General features: G+C 70.4%; 13 protein-coding genes. 10 read left to right on the top strand and 3 right to left on the bottom strand.

The genetic code is table 11. From position 1 onward, the window contains the following. Positions 1-5 precede the first annotated feature (5 nt). Together AB0J40_RS43790 and AB0J40_RS43795 are read right to left on the bottom strand one after the other, a co-directional pair. Positions 6-1574, bottom strand: a complete 1569-nt coding sequence (locus tag AB0J40_RS43790) for an amino acid permease (RefSeq protein WP_364465922.1) — start codon at positions 1572-1574, stop codon at positions 6-8. A 33-nt stretch (positions 1575-1607) separates the two neighbouring features. After that, positions 1608-3074, bottom strand: coding sequence for an aldehyde dehydrogenase family protein (locus AB0J40_RS43795; protein ID WP_364465924.1), 1467 nt, complete (start codon positions 3072-3074; stop codon positions 1608-1610). A 92-nt stretch (positions 3075-3166) separates the two neighbouring features. On the opposite strand from AB0J40_RS43795, the gene AB0J40_RS43800 reads away from it, so the two are divergent. Further along, positions 3167-3745 (top strand): TetR family transcriptional regulator, encoded by a 579-nt coding sequence (locus AB0J40_RS43800; protein WP_364465926.1) that lies wholly within the window; start codon positions 3167-3169, stop codon positions 3743-3745. Between the two features lie 126 nt (positions 3746-3871). After that, the gene (locus tag AB0J40_RS43805) at positions 3872-4993 is read left to right on the top strand and encodes an aromatic ring-hydroxylating dioxygenase subunit alpha (RefSeq protein ID WP_364465928.1); all 1122 of its coding nucleotides are present in this window, start codon (positions 3872-3874) and stop codon (positions 4991-4993) included. Here the strand turns inward: AB0J40_RS43805 and AB0J40_RS43810 are convergent. Further along, on the bottom strand, positions 4990-5637 hold the full coding sequence (locus AB0J40_RS43810; RefSeq protein WP_364465930.1) for a GntR family transcriptional regulator: 648 nt from the start codon (positions 5635-5637) through the stop codon (positions 4990-4992). The genes AB0J40_RS43805 and AB0J40_RS43810 overlap by 4 nt on opposite strands. A 57-nt stretch (positions 5638-5694) precedes the next feature. On the opposite strand from AB0J40_RS43810, the gene glyA reads away from it, so the two are divergent. From glyA to AB0J40_RS43850, 8 genes are all read left to right on the top strand, one after another. Further along, positions 5695-6942, top strand: coding sequence for a serine hydroxymethyltransferase (gene glyA, locus AB0J40_RS43815; RefSeq protein WP_364465931.1), 1248 nt, complete (start codon positions 5695-5697; stop codon positions 6940-6942). Next, entirely contained in the window at positions 6939-8150 is a 1212-nt protein-coding gene (locus AB0J40_RS43820; RefSeq protein ID WP_364465933.1) for a sarcosine oxidase subunit beta family protein, read from the top strand. Before glyA ends, AB0J40_RS43820 begins: the two co-directional genes overlap by 4 nt. Before the next feature lie 8 nt (positions 8151-8158). Next, a complete protein-coding gene (locus AB0J40_RS43825; RefSeq protein WP_364465935.1) occupies positions 8159-8437 on the top strand; it encodes a sarcosine oxidase subunit delta in 279 nt (92 codons plus the stop codon). After that, entirely contained in the window at positions 8434-10971 is a 2538-nt protein-coding gene (locus AB0J40_RS43830; protein ID WP_364465937.1) for a 2Fe-2S iron-sulfur cluster-binding protein, read from the top strand. The genes AB0J40_RS43825 and AB0J40_RS43830 overlap by 4 nt, the downstream gene beginning before the upstream one ends. Beyond that, positions 10961-11428: a sarcosine oxidase subunit gamma family protein gene (locus tag AB0J40_RS43835; RefSeq protein WP_364465938.1), complete on the top strand. Its 468-nt coding sequence runs from the start codon at positions 10961-10963 to the stop codon at positions 11426-11428. The genes AB0J40_RS43830 and AB0J40_RS43835 overlap by 11 nt, the downstream gene beginning before the upstream one ends. After that, complete coding sequence (gene purU / locus AB0J40_RS43840) at positions 11425-12267, top strand: formyltetrahydrofolate deformylase (RefSeq protein WP_364465940.1); 843 nt, start codon at positions 11425-11427, stop codon at positions 12265-12267. The genes AB0J40_RS43835 and purU overlap by 4 nt, the downstream gene beginning before the upstream one ends. A 12-nt stretch (positions 12268-12279) precedes the next feature. Continuing rightward, positions 12280-14706 carry an FAD-dependent oxidoreductase gene (locus AB0J40_RS43845; RefSeq protein WP_364465942.1) on the top strand — a complete coding sequence of 809 codons (2427 nt, stop codon included), beginning with the start codon at positions 12280-12282 and terminating at the stop codon, positions 14704-14706. 162 nt (positions 14707-14868) lie between these two features. Further along, a complete protein-coding gene (locus AB0J40_RS43850) occupies positions 14869-16173 on the top strand; it encodes a trypsin-like peptidase domain-containing protein (protein WP_364465944.1) in 1305 nt (434 codons plus the stop codon). The last annotated feature ends 4 nt before the right edge of the window (positions 16174-16177 follow it).

The raw sequence follows: 16177 nt of genomic DNA on the forward strand, positions 1-16177 counted from the left end.
GCCTCCTAGCCGGGCAGGGTGTCCGGTGCGTTGTCGGGCATGTGCTCGGGGCTCGTGTGCGCGGAGCCCCACGTGCGGCGCCGGACGTACAGCATGATCGCACCGATGATCACGATCAGCCCGGTGACGATCACCGCGCCCCACTGGAAGTACCAGTGGTCGTCGCCGTAGACCTCGGCGCGCGGCCAGATCAGGTTGACCGTCATCGCCCCGCCGTAAACGACGGCGACCAGGTTCACCAGCGTGCCCCAGCGGCCGAGCTTGAAGTACGGGCCGTGCTCGGGACGCGGCCAGTGCCCGCGCAGGCGGCGCACCAGCATCGGGCCGGTGACCATCAGGTAGGGGATGTAGAAGAGGATGATCGCGGTCGAGGTCAGGATGAAGAACGCCCGCTGGTTGCCCAGGTTGATCAGCAGCACCACGACCGTGAGGCCGCCGGTGAGCAGTGCCGGCAGCACCGGCGTCTTGGACCGCGGCGACACCTTGGCCATCGCGCGGCTGAACGGCAGGCGGCCGTCGCGGGCCATCGCCCACGTCATCCGGATGGCCGCGGTCTGCACGGCGAGGCAGCACACGGTGATCGCGATCGCCGAGCAGATCAGGAAGGCGTCGCCGAGTCCTTCGCCGAGGGTGCTCTTGAGCAGGTAGGGCATGCCGGACGTGCTGAGCTCGTCGGCCTTGAGGTTGCCGACCGCCATCATGCCGAACAGCATGATGAGCCCGCCGACGATGAACGCAGCGGCGAGCGCCCGCAGGATCGCGCGCGGCGCGTGCCGCCGTGGCTGGGTGGTCTCCTCGGCCAGCGAACCGGCGGTGTCGAAGCCGTAGAAGACGTACGCGCTCATCAGCGACGCCACCAGGAACGCCCCGAGGTACCCGAACGAGTGACCGTCGCCGGTGCCCGCGGTGTCGAAGACGAGACCCGGTCCGCGCTTGATGTGGATGGCGAGCGCGATCACGAGCAGGATGCTCGCGCCGAGCTCGACCGCGACGCCGAAGTTGTTGATCTTGGCCATCAGCTTGACGCCGATGATGTTGACGATCGTGGCGAACACGACCAGCACCACGGCCAGGATGATGGCGTTCTGCGCGCCGCCCGGGGTGGACGTCAGGCCGGCGTCGGCGTCGCTGCCGACGATCTGGAACGCCGTCGAGACCTGCGGCAGGATGATCTGGTAGGCCACGGCGACGGCGCCCGCCGTCACGATCGCGCCGATGATCATGATCCAGCCGGCCAGCCACGACGTCGCGGGCTTCGCGATCTGCTTGGCCCACTGGTACACCGACCCGGCGAGCGGGAACTGGCCGGCGAGCTCGGCGAAGCACAGCGCGACGGCGAACTGGCCGAGGAAGACCAGCGGCCACGTCCAGATGAAGGCCGGGCCCCCCGACCCGAAGCCGAAGAAGAAGAGCTGGAACACGCCGGTCAGGATGGAGATGTAGCTGAACCCGGCGGCGAAGCTGGAGAACGACCCGAGCGAGCGCTCGAGCTCCTGGCGGTAGCCGAACTTCTCGAGTTCGGAGCTGTCGTCGGCAGCAGGCCCCCCGCCCGCCGGTATTTCCTGAGTGGTCATCGCAACGTCCTCACGTGGTGGGGGAGGGAGTGTCTAGCCCTTGAACCAGTGCTGCGGAACGGGATCGATGTTCTGGTAGACGTGCTTGCTCTCCTGGTACTCGGCCAGCCCGGACGGCCCGAGTTCGCGGCCGATGCCCGACTTGCCGAAACCACCCCACTCCGCCTGCGGCAGGTAGGGGTGGTAGTCGTTGATCCACACGGTGCCGTGGCGCAGCGCCCCGGCGACCCGCTGGGCGCGGGACGCGTCCGACGTCCACACGGCCCCGGCGAGCCCGTACTCGGTGTCGTTGGCCAGCGCGATCGCGTCGGCCTCTTCGGTGAAGCGTTCCACGGTGACGACCGGGCCGAAGACCTCTTCCCGGACTACCGCCATGTCCCTGGTGCAGTCGGAGAACACGGTCGGGCGGAGGAAGAACCCGTTTTCGTACTCCGGTCCTTCGGGGCGCTTGCCGCCCGCCCGGAGCGTCGCGCCTTCCTGGAGAGCGCTTTCGATGTAACCCTCGACCTTGGCGCGGTGCTGCGCCGAGACGAGTGCGCCCGTTTCGGTGGCGGGGTCGAGCGGGTCGCCGACGCGGATGCGGTCGGCGCGCGCGGCGAGGTCCGCGACGAACCGGTCGTGGATCTCGTCCTGGACGATCAGGCGCGCGCCCGCCGAGCAGACCTGTCCCGAATGGACGAACGCGGCCATCAGCGCGTAGTCCAGCGCGGTGTCGTAGTCGGCGTCGGCGAAGACCACGTTCGGGTTCTTGCCGCCGAGTTCGAGGGCGACGCGGCGGACGCCCTTCGCGGCGGCCGCCATGATCTTCTCGCCGGTCGCGTAGCCGCCGGTGAAGGAGACCAGGTCGACCCCCGGGTGCTCGACCAGCGCCGCGCCGACGCGGCCGTCGCCGAGCAGCAGGTTGACGACGCCGGGCGGGGCGCCCGCCTCTTCCAGCAGGGCGACGAGCTTGATCGTGGTCAGCGGCGTGACCTCGCTGGGCTTGAGCACCACGGTGTTGCCCGCGGCCAGCGCGGGCGCGACCTTCCAGGACATCTGCAGCAGCGGGTAGTTCCACGGCGCGATCAGGGCGCAGACGCCGACCGGTTCGTGCACGATCCGGCTGACGACGGTCGCGCTGCCCGCGTCGACCAGGCGGCCGGCGTCCTTGTCGGCGAGGTCGGCGTAGTAGCGGAAGACGTTCGTGACGTCGTCGATGTCGATGCCGCCCTCGCCGAGCGTCTTGCCCGTGTCGAGGCTCTCGGTGCGGGCCAGCTCTTCGCGGTCGCGGACCAGGAGGTCGGCGACCTTGCGCAGCAGGGCGCCGCGTTCGGTGGCGGTCGTCCGCCGCCACGGGCCTTCGTCGAAGGCCCGGCGGGCGGCTCTGACCGCGGCGTCGACCTCCGCGCGGCTCGCCTCGGCGACGGTCACGATGACCTCGCCGGTCGCGGGGTTCAGCACGTCGGAGCGCGTCCCGGTGGACGCGTCCAGCCAGATGCCGTCGATGTGGAGGTCCTTCACTCCGGCTCCTTCCGGATCGGTGGTGGCCGGTACGGGTCGAGAGTGCGTACATTTGTACGCGAAACATGTACAGATGTCCACAAGGGGGCTCGATGGCGAAGAGCGAACCCGGCGCGACGCGGCGCCGCGGTCCGAACGACCCCGAGCGGCGCGCGCGGATCGCCAAGGCCGCGATCGAGGTCGTCGCGCAGCGGGGGATCGACGGCGTCACGCACCGGTCGGTGGCCGCCGCGGCCGGCGTCCCGCTCGGCTCGACGACCTACCACTTCGCGACGCTGGACGACCTCCTGGAGGTCGCGCTGCACGAGGCCGCCGAGAAGAACGTCCACGCGCTGAAGGAGTGGGAGGCCGCGCTCCCGCCGGACGCCGACTTCGCCGCGGCGCTCGCCGAACTGGTGATGGGCTACATCAACGAGCAGTACCGCGACACCGTCGTCGAGTACGACCTGTACGTCGCCGCCCTGCACCGTCCCGCGCTGCGCAAGGCGAGCGCGGCCTGGGACGAAGCCCTCATCGAGTTCTTCGGCCTGCGGACCGACCCGCTCACCGGCCGCCTGCTGGCGGGCTTGTTCTGCGGCCTGCTGATGCAGGCGGCGCTGGCCGACCCGCGCCCGACCCGCGCGGAGATCGAAACACTGTTCCGGCGGGCGATCGACGGCCCCGGGGTCTGAACCACTTGCGGGCACGGGAAAACGCGTCTTGACAGGCGTGCGCGGCGGCAGTCACTCTGTTCCGGAGTGAGCAACAAGACGCGTTCTGCGCAACTCCCGAACTGATCCGCGGAGAGGACCACGCCGGTGACCGCAATCGATCTCCCGCCGAGCCTGCTCGCCACCCTGCCCGGCTCCGCCTACACCGATCCGGCGGTCTTCGCGGCCGAACAGGCGAAGATCTTCGAGGCGGACTGGTTCTGCGCCGTGCGCAGCGCCGACCTCGCCGGGCCGGGGGCGTTCGAGACCGTGCAGATCGGCAAGGAGAGCGTGCTGGTCTCCCGGGGCCGGGACGGCAGGCTCAACGCGTTCCTCAACGTCTGCCGCCACCGCGGCGCCCGGCTGTGCACGTCCGAAAGCGGGACCGTGAAGCGCGCCTTCCAGTGCCCGTACCACGCCTGGACGTACGGCCTCGACGGCAAGCTGATCGCCGCGCCCAACCTCACCGGCATGCCGGACGTCGACCGCACCGAGTTCGGGCTGACGAAGCTCCACCTGCGGGAATGGCTCGGCTACGCCTGGGTCTGCCTGGCCGACGAGCCGCCGTCGTTCGAAGAGACCGTGATCGGTGCCGTCACCGAACGGCTCGGCGGGCCGACCGAGATCGACGCCTACGGCATCGAGGGGCTCGCGCTGGGCAAGCGCATCGAGTACGACGTGAAGGCGAACTGGAAGCAGATCATCGAGAACTTCATGGAGTGCTACCACTGCGCGACGATCCACCCGGAGCTCACCGAGGTGCTCCCGGAGTTCGCCGACGGTTACGCCGCGCAGTACTACGTCGGCCACGGCGCCGAGTTCGGCGGCGAGATCAAGGGCTTCACCGTCGACGGTTCCGAGGGGGTCGACCGCCTGCCCGGGGTCACCGAGGCCCAGGACCGGAAGTACTACGCGATCACCATCAAGCCGGGGGTGTTCGTCAACCTCGTCCCCGACCACGTCATCCTCCACCGCATGTTCCCGCTGGCGCCGGACCGGACGCTGGTGCGCTGCGACTGGCTGTACCTGCCCGAAGTCGTCGAGTCCGGCAAGGACCTGACCCGCTCGGTGGAGCTGTTCCACCGCGTCAACCTGCAGGACTTCGAGGCGTGCGAACGCTGCCAGCTCGCGATGGACTCGCGTTCGTACGCCCGCGGCGGCGTGCTCGTGCCCAGCGAACACCACATCGGCGCGTTCCACGACTGGGTGCGCGCCCGGCTGGCGGGCTAGATCAACGCCCGGATGGCGGCCTCGAACCCGGTGACGTGCTCGAGCGTCAACGCGGCGGCCTTCTCGCCGTCGCCCTCGATGATCGCGGTGAGGAGCGGGACGTGCTCGTCGACGTGGCCGGCCATCCCCGCCAGCCGGGGCACGAACACGCACCAGATCCGGGTCGCCAGGTTGTCGTACCGGATCAGCGTGTCCTCGAGGAACGGGTTGTGTACGCACCGGTAGATCGCCCGGTGCAGGGCGAGGTCGGTGCGCAGCAGCTCGGCGTTGTCCCCGCTCGGGACCCCGGCGTCGAGCTGCGCGCGCAGCTCGGTCAGCGTCGCCCGGTCGGCCGCGGTCGCGCGCTCGGCCGCCGCGGCCGTGGCCATCGGCTCCAGCGTGCGCCGGACCTCGGAGATGTGCGCGAGGTCGGAGATGTTGACGTCGGTGGCGAACGTCCCGCGCCGCGGGTAGGCGACGACCAGCCGCTCGGACTCCAGGCGCTTCAGCGCTTCACGGATCGGCGTGCGGCCCATGCCGAGTTCGGTGCCGAGCTCCTCCTCGTTGATGGGGGAGCCGGGCCGGATGTCGAGCATGACCAGGCGATCACGGACGAAGAGGTACGCCTGTTCCGCCAGCGACGGGGGATTGACCTGCGGGTGCATGGCGCTTAGCCTACATCGACAATTGATATATCAGAAGTCGACCATGAAGGGTTCCTGATGCTCAATCACTCCCTGGCCGACTACGACCCCGTGGTCGCCGAAGCGATCGGCGCGGAGCTGCACCGGCAGCGGTCGACGCTGGAAATGATCGCCTCCGAGAACTTCGCCCCGCTGAGCGTCCTGCAGGCGCAGGGCTCGGTGCTCACCAACAAGTACGCCGAGGGCTACCCCGGCCGGCGCTACTACGGCGGCTGCGAACACGTCGACGTGCTCGAGCAGCTCGCCATCGACCGCGTCAAGGCGCTCTTCGGCGCCGGGTTCGCCAACGTCCAGCCGCACTCGGGCGCCCAGGCGAACGCGGCCGCGATGGCCGCGCTGCTCAAGCCGGGGGACAAGATCCTCGGCCTCTCGCTGGCCCACGGCGGGCACCTGACGCACGGCATGCGGATCAACTTCTCCGGCCTGCTCTACGACGTCGCCGCCTACGAAGTGTCCGAAAAGGACTACCGGATCGACATGGCCGAGGTCGAGCGGCTCGCGAAGGAACACCGGCCGAAGGTGGTCATCGCCGGGTGGTCGGCCTACCCGCGTCACCTGGACTTCGCCCGGTTCCGCGAGATCGCCGACGAGGTCGGCGCGTACCTGATGGTCGACATGGCGCACTTCGCCGGGCTGGTCGCCACCGGCCTGCACCCGTCGCCGGTGCCGCACGCGCACGTCACGACGACGACCACGCACAAGACGCTCGGCGGCCCGCGCGGCGGCGTGGTGCTCACCAACGATCCGGCGCTGGCCAAGAAGGTCAACTCGGCGGTGTTCCCCGGTCAGCAGGGCGGGCCCCTCGAACACGTCATCGCCGCCAAGGCCGTCGCGTTCAAGATGGCCGCCGAGCCCGCCTTCGCGGAGCGTCAGCAACGGACGCTCAGCGGCGCGAAGGTCCTGGCCGAGCGGCTGCTGGACGGCGGGATCGACGTGCTGACCGGCGGCACCGACGTCCACCTCGTGCTCGCCGACCTGCGGAACTCCGAACTGGACGGCAAGCAGGCCGAGGACCGGCTGCACGAGGTCGGCATCACGGTGAACCGCAACGCCGTCCCGTTCGACCCGCGGCCGCCGATGGTCACGTCCGGTCTGCGCATCGGCACGCCCGCGCTGGCCACGCGCGGGTTCGGCGACGCCGAGTTCCGCGAGGCCGCCGACGTCATCGCCGAGGCGCTGCGGCCCGGCTACGACGTCGAGAAGCTGCGGGCCCGCGTCACCGCGCTCGCCGAGCAGTTCCCGCTCTACTCGGAGGACGTCCGATGACCGACCTGCCGGAGCACCCGGACTTCCTCTGGGACAACCCGGAGCCGAAGAAGGCCTACGACGTCGTCATCGTCGGGGGCGGCGGGCACGGCCTCGCCACCGCGTACTACCTGGCCAAGCAGGGCATCACGAACGTTGCCGTGCTGGAGAAGGGCTGGCTCGCGGGCGGGAACATGGCTCGCAACACCACGATCATCCGCTCCAACTACCTCTGGGACGAGAGCTCCGGCATCTACGAGCACTCCCTCAAGCTGTGGGAAGGGCTCGAAGAGGACCTCGGGTACCCGATCCTGTTCAGCCAGCGCGGAGTGCTGAACCTCGCGCACAGCCTGCAGGACGTCCGCGACAGCGTCCGCCGCGTCGAGGCCAACAAGCTCAACGGCATCGACGCCGAGTGGGTGGACGCCGACGGCGTCAAGGAGATCTGCCCGATCGTCAACACCTCCCCGGACGTCCGCTACCCGGTGCTCGGCGCGACCTTCCAGCCGCGCGCGGGAATCGCGAAGCACGACTACGTGGCCTGGGGCTTCGCGCGCGCCGCGCACGGCATGGGCGTCGACCTGATCCAGAACTGCGAGGTCACCGGAATCTCCACAGTGGACGGCCGGGTCACCGGCGTCGAGACGTCCCGCGGCCGGATCGCGGCGGGCAAAGTGGCGCTGTGCGCGGCCGGGCACACGTCGGTGCTGGCGAAGATGGTCGGGCTGGACCTGCCGCTGACGTCGCACCCGTTGCAGGCGCTGGTGTCGGAGCTGCTGGAGCCGATCCACCCGACGGTCGTCATGTCGAACGCCGTGCACGTCTACGTTTCCCAGGCGCACAAGGGCGAACTCGTGATGGGCGCCGGCATCGACAGCTACAACGGTTACGGCCAGCGCGGCTCGTTCCACATCATCGAGCAGCAGATGGCGGCCGCGCTGGAGCTGTTCCCGGTGTTCGCGCGGGCGCACCTGCTGCGGACGTGGGCCGGGATCGTCGACACGAGCCCGGACGCCTCCCCGATCATCGGCCTGACCCCGGTGGAGAACCTGTTCCTCAACTGCGGCTGGGGTACCGGCGGCTTCAAGGCCACGCCCGGTGTCGGCGACGTCTTCGCGGCGACCATCGCGCGCGGCAAGCCGCACGAGTACGCCGAGCCCTTCAGCCTCGACCGGTTCACCACCGGTGCCCTCGTCGACGAGCACGGCGCCGCCGCCGTCGCGCACTAGGAGTTCCCATGCAGCTGATCCCTTGCCCCTGGTGCGGGCCGCGCGAGGAAGCCGAGTTCCACTACGGCGGCCAGGCGCACGTCGCCTACCCGGCGGACCCGTCGGCACTGTCCGATGAGGAGTGGGCGAAGTTCGTGTTCTTCCGCGAGAACCCGAGCGGGCCGTTCGCCGAGCGGTGGAGCCACTCGGCGGGCTGCCGCCGGTGGTTCAACGCCGTCCGCGACACCCGTACCCACGACCTGAAGGCGGTCTACCGCCTCGACGAGCCCAGGCCGGTGATCTCATGACCCGGCTGTCGGGCGTGCCGCTCAAGTTCACCTTCGACGGCCGGGAGCTGACCGGTTTCCTCGGCGACACCCTGGCGTCCGCGCTGCTCGCCAACGGCATCCACCGGGTCGCGACCAGCATCAAGTACGGCAGGCCACGCGGCATCGTCGGCGCCGGTGTCGAGGACTCGAACGCACTGGTGCAGATCGAAAAGCCGTTCCCGGAGCCGATGCTGTCGGCGACGACGGTCGAGCTGTACGACGGCCTGGAGGCCCGCGGCCTCCGTGGTCAGGGTCGCCTCGCCACCGAACCGGACCCGGCGCGGTACGACGCCAAGCACGCCCACTGCGACGTCCTGGTCATCGGCGCCGGCCCCGCCGGACGCGCCGCCGCGGCCGCCGCCTCCGGCCGGGTGCTGCTCGTCGACGACCAGCCCGACGCCGAGGCTCCCGAGGGCGTCCGGCTCCTCTCGCGCACGACGGCGTTCGGTGTCTACGACGACGGGTTCGTGCTCGCCCTGGAGCGCCGGGGAGAGCCCGCCGCGCCCGAACGGATCTCGCGGCAGCGGGTCTGGCGGATCCGGGCGAAGCGGATCGTCATCGCCACCGGCGCCCACGAACGGCCGATCGTCTTCCCGGACAACGACCGCCCCGGCATCATGCTGGCCTCGGCGGCCCGCACGTACTTGAACCGCTACGGCGTCTTGGCCGGGCAGCGCGTGGTTGTGTTCACCACCAACGACTCCGCGTACGAGGCCGCCTCCGATCTGGCGGGCGCCGGGGCGGAGATCGTGCGGATCGTCGACGCCCGCGAGGGGTACGGGGTCATCGGCACCGACGGCGACTCCCACGTCACCGCCGCCCACGTGGCTCCGCTGGGGTCGACGGCGGGGGAGCGGGTGCCGTGCGACCTGCTGCTGGTGTCCGGCGGCTGGAACCCGGTCGTGCACCTCTACAGCCAGGCTCGCGGCACCCTCCGCTACGACGCCGGGCTGGGCGCCTACGTCCCGGACGGCGACCTGCCGAACGTGAGCGTCGTGGGCGCGGCCGCCGGCGAGGGGCTGCCGGAGACCAAGGTGCTCTGGCAGGTGTCCGCGCCGGAGTCCGAAGTGGACACCCGGTTCGTCGACCAGCAGCGGGACGCCACCGTGTCGGACATCCTGCGCGCGACCGGAGCCGGCCTGCGCTCGCTGGAGCACGTCAAGCGCTACACGACCATCGGCACCGCGCACGACCAGGGCAAGACCTCCGGCATGCTCGCCGCCGGGATCACCGCCGAGGCACTGGGCGTCGACCTCGCCGACCGCGGGCCGACGACGTTCCGGCCGCCGTACACGCCGGTTTCGTTCGCCGCGCTGGCCGGCCGGAACCGCGGTGAGCTGCACGACCCCGTGCGCGTCACGACGATCCACCCGTGGCACGTCGAGCACGGTGCCGAGTTCGAGAACGTCGGCCAGTGGAAACGGCCGTGGTACTACCCGCGCCCGGGCGAGTCGATGGCCGACGCCGTCCGGCGCGAGTGCCGCGCGGCCCGCAACGACGTCGCCGTGATGGACGGGTCCACGCTCGGCAAGATCGACGTCCAGGGCCCGGACGCCGGCTGGTTCCTCGACATGCTCTACACGAACATGATGAGCACCCTGAAGGTCGGCCGGATCCGCTACGGCGTGATGTGCGGGGTCGACGGCATGGTGATCGACGACGGCACGGTCATCCGCGTCGGCGAGGAGCGCTTCCTGGTCACCACGACGACCGGCAACGCGGCCATGGTGCTCGAGTGGATGGAGGAGTGGCTCCAGACGGAATGGCCGCACCTGCGGGTGTTCGCGACGTCGGTGACCGAGCACTGGGCCACGATCCCACTGGTCGGCCCGCGCTCGCGGGAAGTCCTCGGCCGCCTGGCGCCGGACCTCGACGTATCCAACGAGGCCTTCGGGTTCATGACCTGGCAGGACGCCGAGGTCGCCGGTCTTCAGGCGCGGGTCTGCCGGATCAGCTTCTCCGGCGAACTGGCCTACGAGATCAACGTCCCGTCGTGGCACGGGCCGGCACTCTGGCAGTCCATAGTGGACCAGGGCGCCACGCCGTATGGCACCGAGACCATGCACGTCCTGCGCGCCGAGAAGGGCTACCCGATCATCGGGCAGGACACCGACGGCACGGTCACCCCGCAGGACCTCGGCATGTCCTGGGCGGTGTCGAAGAAGAAGGCCGACTTCATCGGCAAACGCTCCTTCGCCCGCGCCGAGAACAACCGGCCGGACCGCAAGCACTTCGTCGGCTTGCTGCCGGCCGACCCGTTCCTGCTGCTGCCGGAAGGGGCCCAGATCATCGAATCGGAGACCGTGCCCGAACCGCCGGTGCGGATGCTCGGCCACATCACCTCCAGCTACGACAGCGCCGCCCTGGGCCGCACCTTCGCGCTCGCCTTGGTGCGCTCGGGCCGCGAGCGGATCGGCGAAACGCTGTACGTGCCGGTCGGGGACCAGGTCGTGCCGGTGACCGTGACCGAATCCGTGCTCTTCGACAAGGAAGGAGCCCGTCGTGACGGTTGACGCGGTCGACGAACCGTTCCGCACCCAGCTGACCGTCCGCCTCCGGGAGGGCGACACGCTGCTCGGCGTCCCGTTGCCGGGCCCCTGCACCTTCACCAGCGGCGACGGCGTCGACGTCCTCTGGATGGGCCCCGACGAGTACCTGGTGCTCGCCGAGCCCGGCCGCCAGGCCGAGTTGGCGGCGTCGCTTTCACGTGAAAGCGACGCGGTCGTGGACGTCTCGGCGCAGCGCACCGTCGTGCGGCTCACCGGGTCGCACGCGGCCGACGTGCTCGCGCACGGGTGCTCGATCGACCTGGAGGTGGCGCCGCCGGGTACGTGCGTGCAGACCTTGCTGGCGCGCACCGGAATCGTGCTGATGGTCCGGGAAGAGGGCTTCACGATCCTCGTGCGGCAGTCCTTTTCGGACTACTTCAAGGCCTGGCTGGCCGACGCGAGTCTGGAGTACGTCTCATGACCTTCACCCTGACCCTCAAGTGCCCCGAACGCTCGGGCATCGTCCACGCCGTCACGACGTTCCTCGTCGGGCAGGGCTGCGACATCGTCGAGCACCAGCAGTTCGACGACGACGTCCGCGGCTCGCTGTTCCTGCGCACGTCCTTCACGTGCGCCGAAGCGACCACAGTGGACGATCTGACCCGCGCGTTCACGCCCGTGGCCGGGGACTTCGGCATGGAGTTCGGCTTCTCCGACGGCACCCCGCCACGGATCCTCGTGATGGTCTCGAAGTTCGGGCACTGCCTCAACGACCTGCTCTTCCGCTGGCGCGCGGGCGGCCTCGGCGCGGAGATCGCCGTGGTCGTCTCGAACCACGAGGACCTGCGGGCGATGGCCGAGGCGGCCGGCGTGCCGTTCGTGCACGTCCCGGTCACCCCGGACACCAAGCCGGAGGCCGAGCAGCGGCTCCTGGACCTGGTCGGGGAGTACGAAGCGGACCTGGTCGTGCTCGCCCGGTACATGCAGGTGCTGTCCAACGAGCTGTGCCAGAAGCTCGAAGGCCGCGCGATCAACATCCACCACTCGTTCCTGCCCGGCTTCAAGGGCGCCAAGCCCTACCACCAGGCCTACGACCGCGGCGTCAAGTACGTCGGGGCGACCGCGCACTACGTCACGCCCGACCTCGACGAGGGCCCGATCATCGAGCAGGAGGTCCAGCGCGTCGACCACACGTACTCGCCGCGCGAACTGGTGACCGTCGGCCGCGACGCCGAAGCCCTCGCCCTTTCCCGTGCGGTGCGCTGGCACTGCGAACGCCGCGTCCTGCTCAACGGCAACAGCACCGTCGTCTTCCGGTAAAGGAGTTCCGCCATGAGTGCACCGAAGGTCGTGATCATCGGCGCCGGCATCATCGGCGCGAACCTGGCCGACGAGCTGACCGCCCGCGGCTGGTCCGACGTCACCGTGCTCGACCGCGGCCCGCTGCCGCGCACCGGCGGGTCCACCTCGCACGCACCCGGCCTGGTGTTCCAGACCAACGCGTCCAAGGCGATGACGGACTTCGCGCGCTACACCGTTTCGAAACTGGAAGAGCTGGACTGCTTCCTCCAGGTCGGCGGCATGGAGGTCGCGACGACGCCGGCCCGCTGGGAGGACCTCAAGCGCAAGCACGGCTGGGCGACGTCGTGGGGCGTGCCGGGCTCGCTCATCGATGCCGGCGAGTGCGTCGAGCGCTGGCCGCTCTTGGACGGCTCGCGGATCTTCGGCGCCCTGCACACCCCGACCGACGGCCTGGCGCGGGCCGCGAAAGCCGTCGAGGTGCTGGCCGAGCGGGCCACTTCGCGGGGGGCGCGGTTCATCGGGTCCACGAAGGTCACCGACGTCTTGCAGGAGGGCGGGCGCGTCACCGGCGTCCGGACCGACCAGGGCGACTTCCCGGCCGACGTCGTCGTGTCGTGCGCGGGGTTCTGGGGTCGCGAGATCGGCGCGATGGTGGGCATGGACGTCCCGCTGCTGCCGCTGGCCCACCAGTACGTGAAGACCGGGCAGGTCGCCGAACTCGTCGGCCGCAACACCGAAGAGGCCGAAGCGAGCCTGCCGATCCTGCGGCACCAGGACCAGGACCTGTACTTCCGCGAGCACGTCGACCGGATCGGCATCGGCTCCTACGCCCACCGGCCGATGCCGGTCGAGGAGTCCACGTTGGACCACTCGGTGACCGAGTCGGCGATGCCGTCCATGCTGCCCTTCACGGAAGACGACTTCGCGCCGTCGTGGGAAGAGAGCAAGCTGCTGCTGCCCGCACTGCGCCAGACCAAGGTCGAGGAGGGCTTCAACGGCATCTTCTCCTTCACCCCGGACGGCCAGTCGCTGGTCGGCGAGTCGGCCGACGTCCGCGGGTTCTGGCTGGCCGAAGCGATCTGGGTGACGCATTCCGCGGGCATCGCGAAGGCGGTCGCCCAGCTGCTCGTCGACGGGCATTCCGAAGTGGACACCCACGACATCGACGTCCACCGCTTCGAGGAGGTCCAGCTCGCGCCTTCGTACGTGAGCGAGACGGCGCAGCAGAACTTCGTCGAGGTCTACGACATCCTGCACCCGTTGCAGCCCAAGCTTTCCCCGCGCGACCTGCGCGTGACGCCGTTCCACGCGCGGCAACGCGAACTGGGTGCGGTGTTCCTGGAGGCGGGCGGCTGGGAGCGGCCGCAGTGGTTCGAGGCCAACGCGCCGCTGCTGAAGAAGCTGCCGCACGACGCGCTCCCACCGGCGCGGGACGCGTGGTCGGCGCAGTTCCACTCGCCGATCGCGGCGGCCGAGGCGTGGCAGACGCGCAACGGCGTCGCGCTGTACGACATGACGCCGTTGAAGCGCGTGGAGATCAGCGGGCCCGGGTCGCTGGCGTTCCTGCAGTCCCTGACGACCAACCAGCTCGACAAGTCGGTCGGCTCGGTGACCTACACGCTGATGCTCGACAACGCCGGCGGCATCCGCAGCGACGTCACCGTGGCGCGGCTCGAACCGGAGCTGTTCCAGGTCGGGATCAACGGCAACATCGACGTCGACCACTTCGTCAAGCACGCGCCGGCCGGCGTCCGGGTCCGGGACACCACCGGCGGGACGTGCTGCATCGGCGTCTGGGGACCGCTGGCGCGGGACCTCGTGCAGCCGCTGTCGCGGGAGGACTTCTCGCACACGGGTCTCAAGTACTTCCGGGCGCGGAAGGCACGGATCGCCGGGGTGCCGGTGGTCGCGATGCGACTGTCCTATGTGGGCGAACTCGGCTGGGAGATCTACACGAGCGCGGACAACGGCCTCCGGCTGTGGGACGCGCTGTGGGCGGCCGGGCAGTCCCTCGGCGTCGTCGCGGCCGGGCGGGCGGCGTTCAACAGCCTGCGGCTGGAGAAGGGCTACCGGCTGTGGGGCACCGACATGACCACCGAGCACGACCCGTACGAGGCCGGCGTCGACTTCGCCGTGCGCCTGGCGAAGGGCGACTTCCTGGGCCGGGACGCCCTGGACGGCCGGACCCCGTCGCGCCGGCTGCGGTGCCTCACGATCGACGACGGCCGCACGGTCGTGCTGGGCAAGGAACCGGTGTTCGTCGACGGCGTGGCCGCGGGGTACGTCACGAGCGCGGCGTACGGGTACACCGTCGGGCGGCCGATCGCCTACGCGTGGCTCCCGGCGTCGGCGGACATCGGCAGCGGCGTGGAGATCGAGTACTTCGGCCGCCGGGTCGCGGCCACCGTGGCCGCCGAGCCGCTGGTCGACCCCGGCATGGACCGCATCCGGCGGTGAGCGTGCTCCGACCCGGGTGCCGGCGTAACGTCGATCACGTCGGCATGCCGGCTCGCCGGCCCGGGTACATCCACAGCAAGTCCATGGAAGCGCGCCAGGAAATTCTCAGGATCGAGGCGTTTCCTGGAACGGCCGGAGGCTTGTCGAGGGCTGGAGCTGTGCATGAGCGAGTACGACCGAGGACCGCAGGGCGAGTACCCGTACGGCCATGGCTACTACGACCAGCAGCCCCGTGACCAGTGGGGGCGCCCGTACGCGCCGCAGCACACGCAGCCGCAGGGCTTCTACGGCCGGCAGGGTGACCCCTACGGCTACTACGGCCACCAGGGGTACGGCTACCCGCCGCCCGTCCCGCAGCCGCCGCGCCGGCGGCCGTTCCGCGCGCTGGCGTTCGCCGTCGTCGCGGTGGCGCTCGCCGTGGTCGCCGGGCTCGGCATCGGGCACCTCATCTCGGCCTCCACCAGCCCGAGCGCGAGCGGCAACCAGAACTTCGGGTTCTCCGGGCAGCCCACCTCGTCACAGACGGTGCTCGACGCCGACGCGGTGGCCGCGAAGGTCAACCCGGCCATCGTCAACATCAACACCGAGCTCGGCCTGCAGGGCGCGGCCGCGGCGGGCACCGGGATCGTGCTCACCGCGGACGGCGAGGTGCTGACGAACAACCACGTCGTCGCCGGCGCGACCAGCATCAAGGTGACCAGCATCGGCACCGGTGACACGTACAAAGCGCACGTCCTGGGCTACGACCGCAGCGAAGACGTCGCGGTCATCCAGCTCGAAGGCGCCTCCGGCCTGCCGACGGCGAGCATCGGCGACTCGTCGACGGTCAAGGTCGGCGACCAGATCCTCGGCCTCGGCAACGCGGGCGGCAAGGGCGGCGACCCGGTGCCGGCGCCGGGCACGGTGACGGCGCTGGACCAGTCGATCACCGCGTCCGACGAGTCCAGCGGGTCGTCCGAGCAGCTCACCGGCCTGATCCAGGTTCGCGCGAACATCGAGTCCGGCGACTCGGGCGGGCCGCTCGTCAACGCGGACGCGCAGGTCATCGGCGTGGACACGGCCGCGTCCACCGGCTACCAGCTCAACGGCCGCCGCAGCGGCGGGGCCGGGCAGGGCTTCGCCATCCCGATCAACCAGGCGGTCGACATCGCGCACAAGATCGTCGCGGGCACGGCGACGGACAAGATCCACATCGGCAAGACGGCGTTCATCGGGGTGTCGGTGTCGGACGGCCAGGGCGGCGCCCAGGTCCGCGAGGTGGTTTCGCGTGGCCCGGCGCAGCGGGCGGGCCTGACGGCGGGGAACGTGATCACGGCGATCGACGGGAAGCCGGTCGACTCGGCGACGACGTTGACGAACGTGCTGGACACCCACCACCCGGGTGACAAGCTGACGCTGACGGTCACGGACGCGTCGGGCGCGCAGCAGCAGCTCCAGGTGACGGCCGCCGAGGGGCCGGTGGGCTGAGCCC

Origin of the sequence: Amycolatopsis sp. NPDC049691, from assembly GCF_040675005.1 — a bacterium.
GTDB lineage: Bacteria > Actinomycetota > Actinomycetes > Mycobacteriales > Pseudonocardiaceae > Amycolatopsis.

Bases quoted from the DNA above. Each gene is read 5' to 3' on its own strand.
- purU (WP_364465940.1), top strand. From the start codon at position 11,425: ATGACCTTCACCCTGACCCTCAAGTGCCCCGAACGCTCGGGCATCGTC.
- AB0J40_RS43850 (WP_364465944.1), top strand. From the start codon at position 14,869: ATGAGCGAGTACGACCGAGGACCGCAGGGCGAGTACCCGTACGGCCAT.
- AB0J40_RS43800 (WP_364465926.1), top strand. From the start codon at position 3,167: ATGGCGAAGAGCGAACCCGGCGCGACGCGGCGCCGCGGTCCGAACGAC.
- AB0J40_RS43845 (WP_364465942.1), top strand. From the start codon at position 12,280: ATGAGTGCACCGAAGGTCGTGATCATCGGCGCCGGCATCATCGGCGCG.
- AB0J40_RS43790 (WP_364465922.1), bottom strand. From the start codon at position 1,574: ATGACCACTCAGGAAATACCGGCGGGCGGGGGGCCTGCTGCCGACGAC.
- AB0J40_RS43820 (WP_364465933.1), top strand. From the start codon at position 6,939: ATGACCGACCTGCCGGAGCACCCGGACTTCCTCTGGGACAACCCGGAG.
- glyA (WP_364465931.1), top strand. From the start codon at position 5,695: ATGCTCAATCACTCCCTGGCCGACTACGACCCCGTGGTCGCCGAAGCG.
- AB0J40_RS43830 (WP_364465937.1), top strand. From the start codon at position 8,434: ATGACCCGGCTGTCGGGCGTGCCGCTCAAGTTCACCTTCGACGGCCGG.
- AB0J40_RS43810 (WP_364465930.1), bottom strand. From the start codon at position 5,637: ATGCACCCGCAGGTCAATCCCCCGTCGCTGGCGGAACAGGCGTACCTC.
- AB0J40_RS43825 (WP_364465935.1), top strand. From the start codon at position 8,159: ATGCAGCTGATCCCTTGCCCCTGGTGCGGGCCGCGCGAGGAAGCCGAG.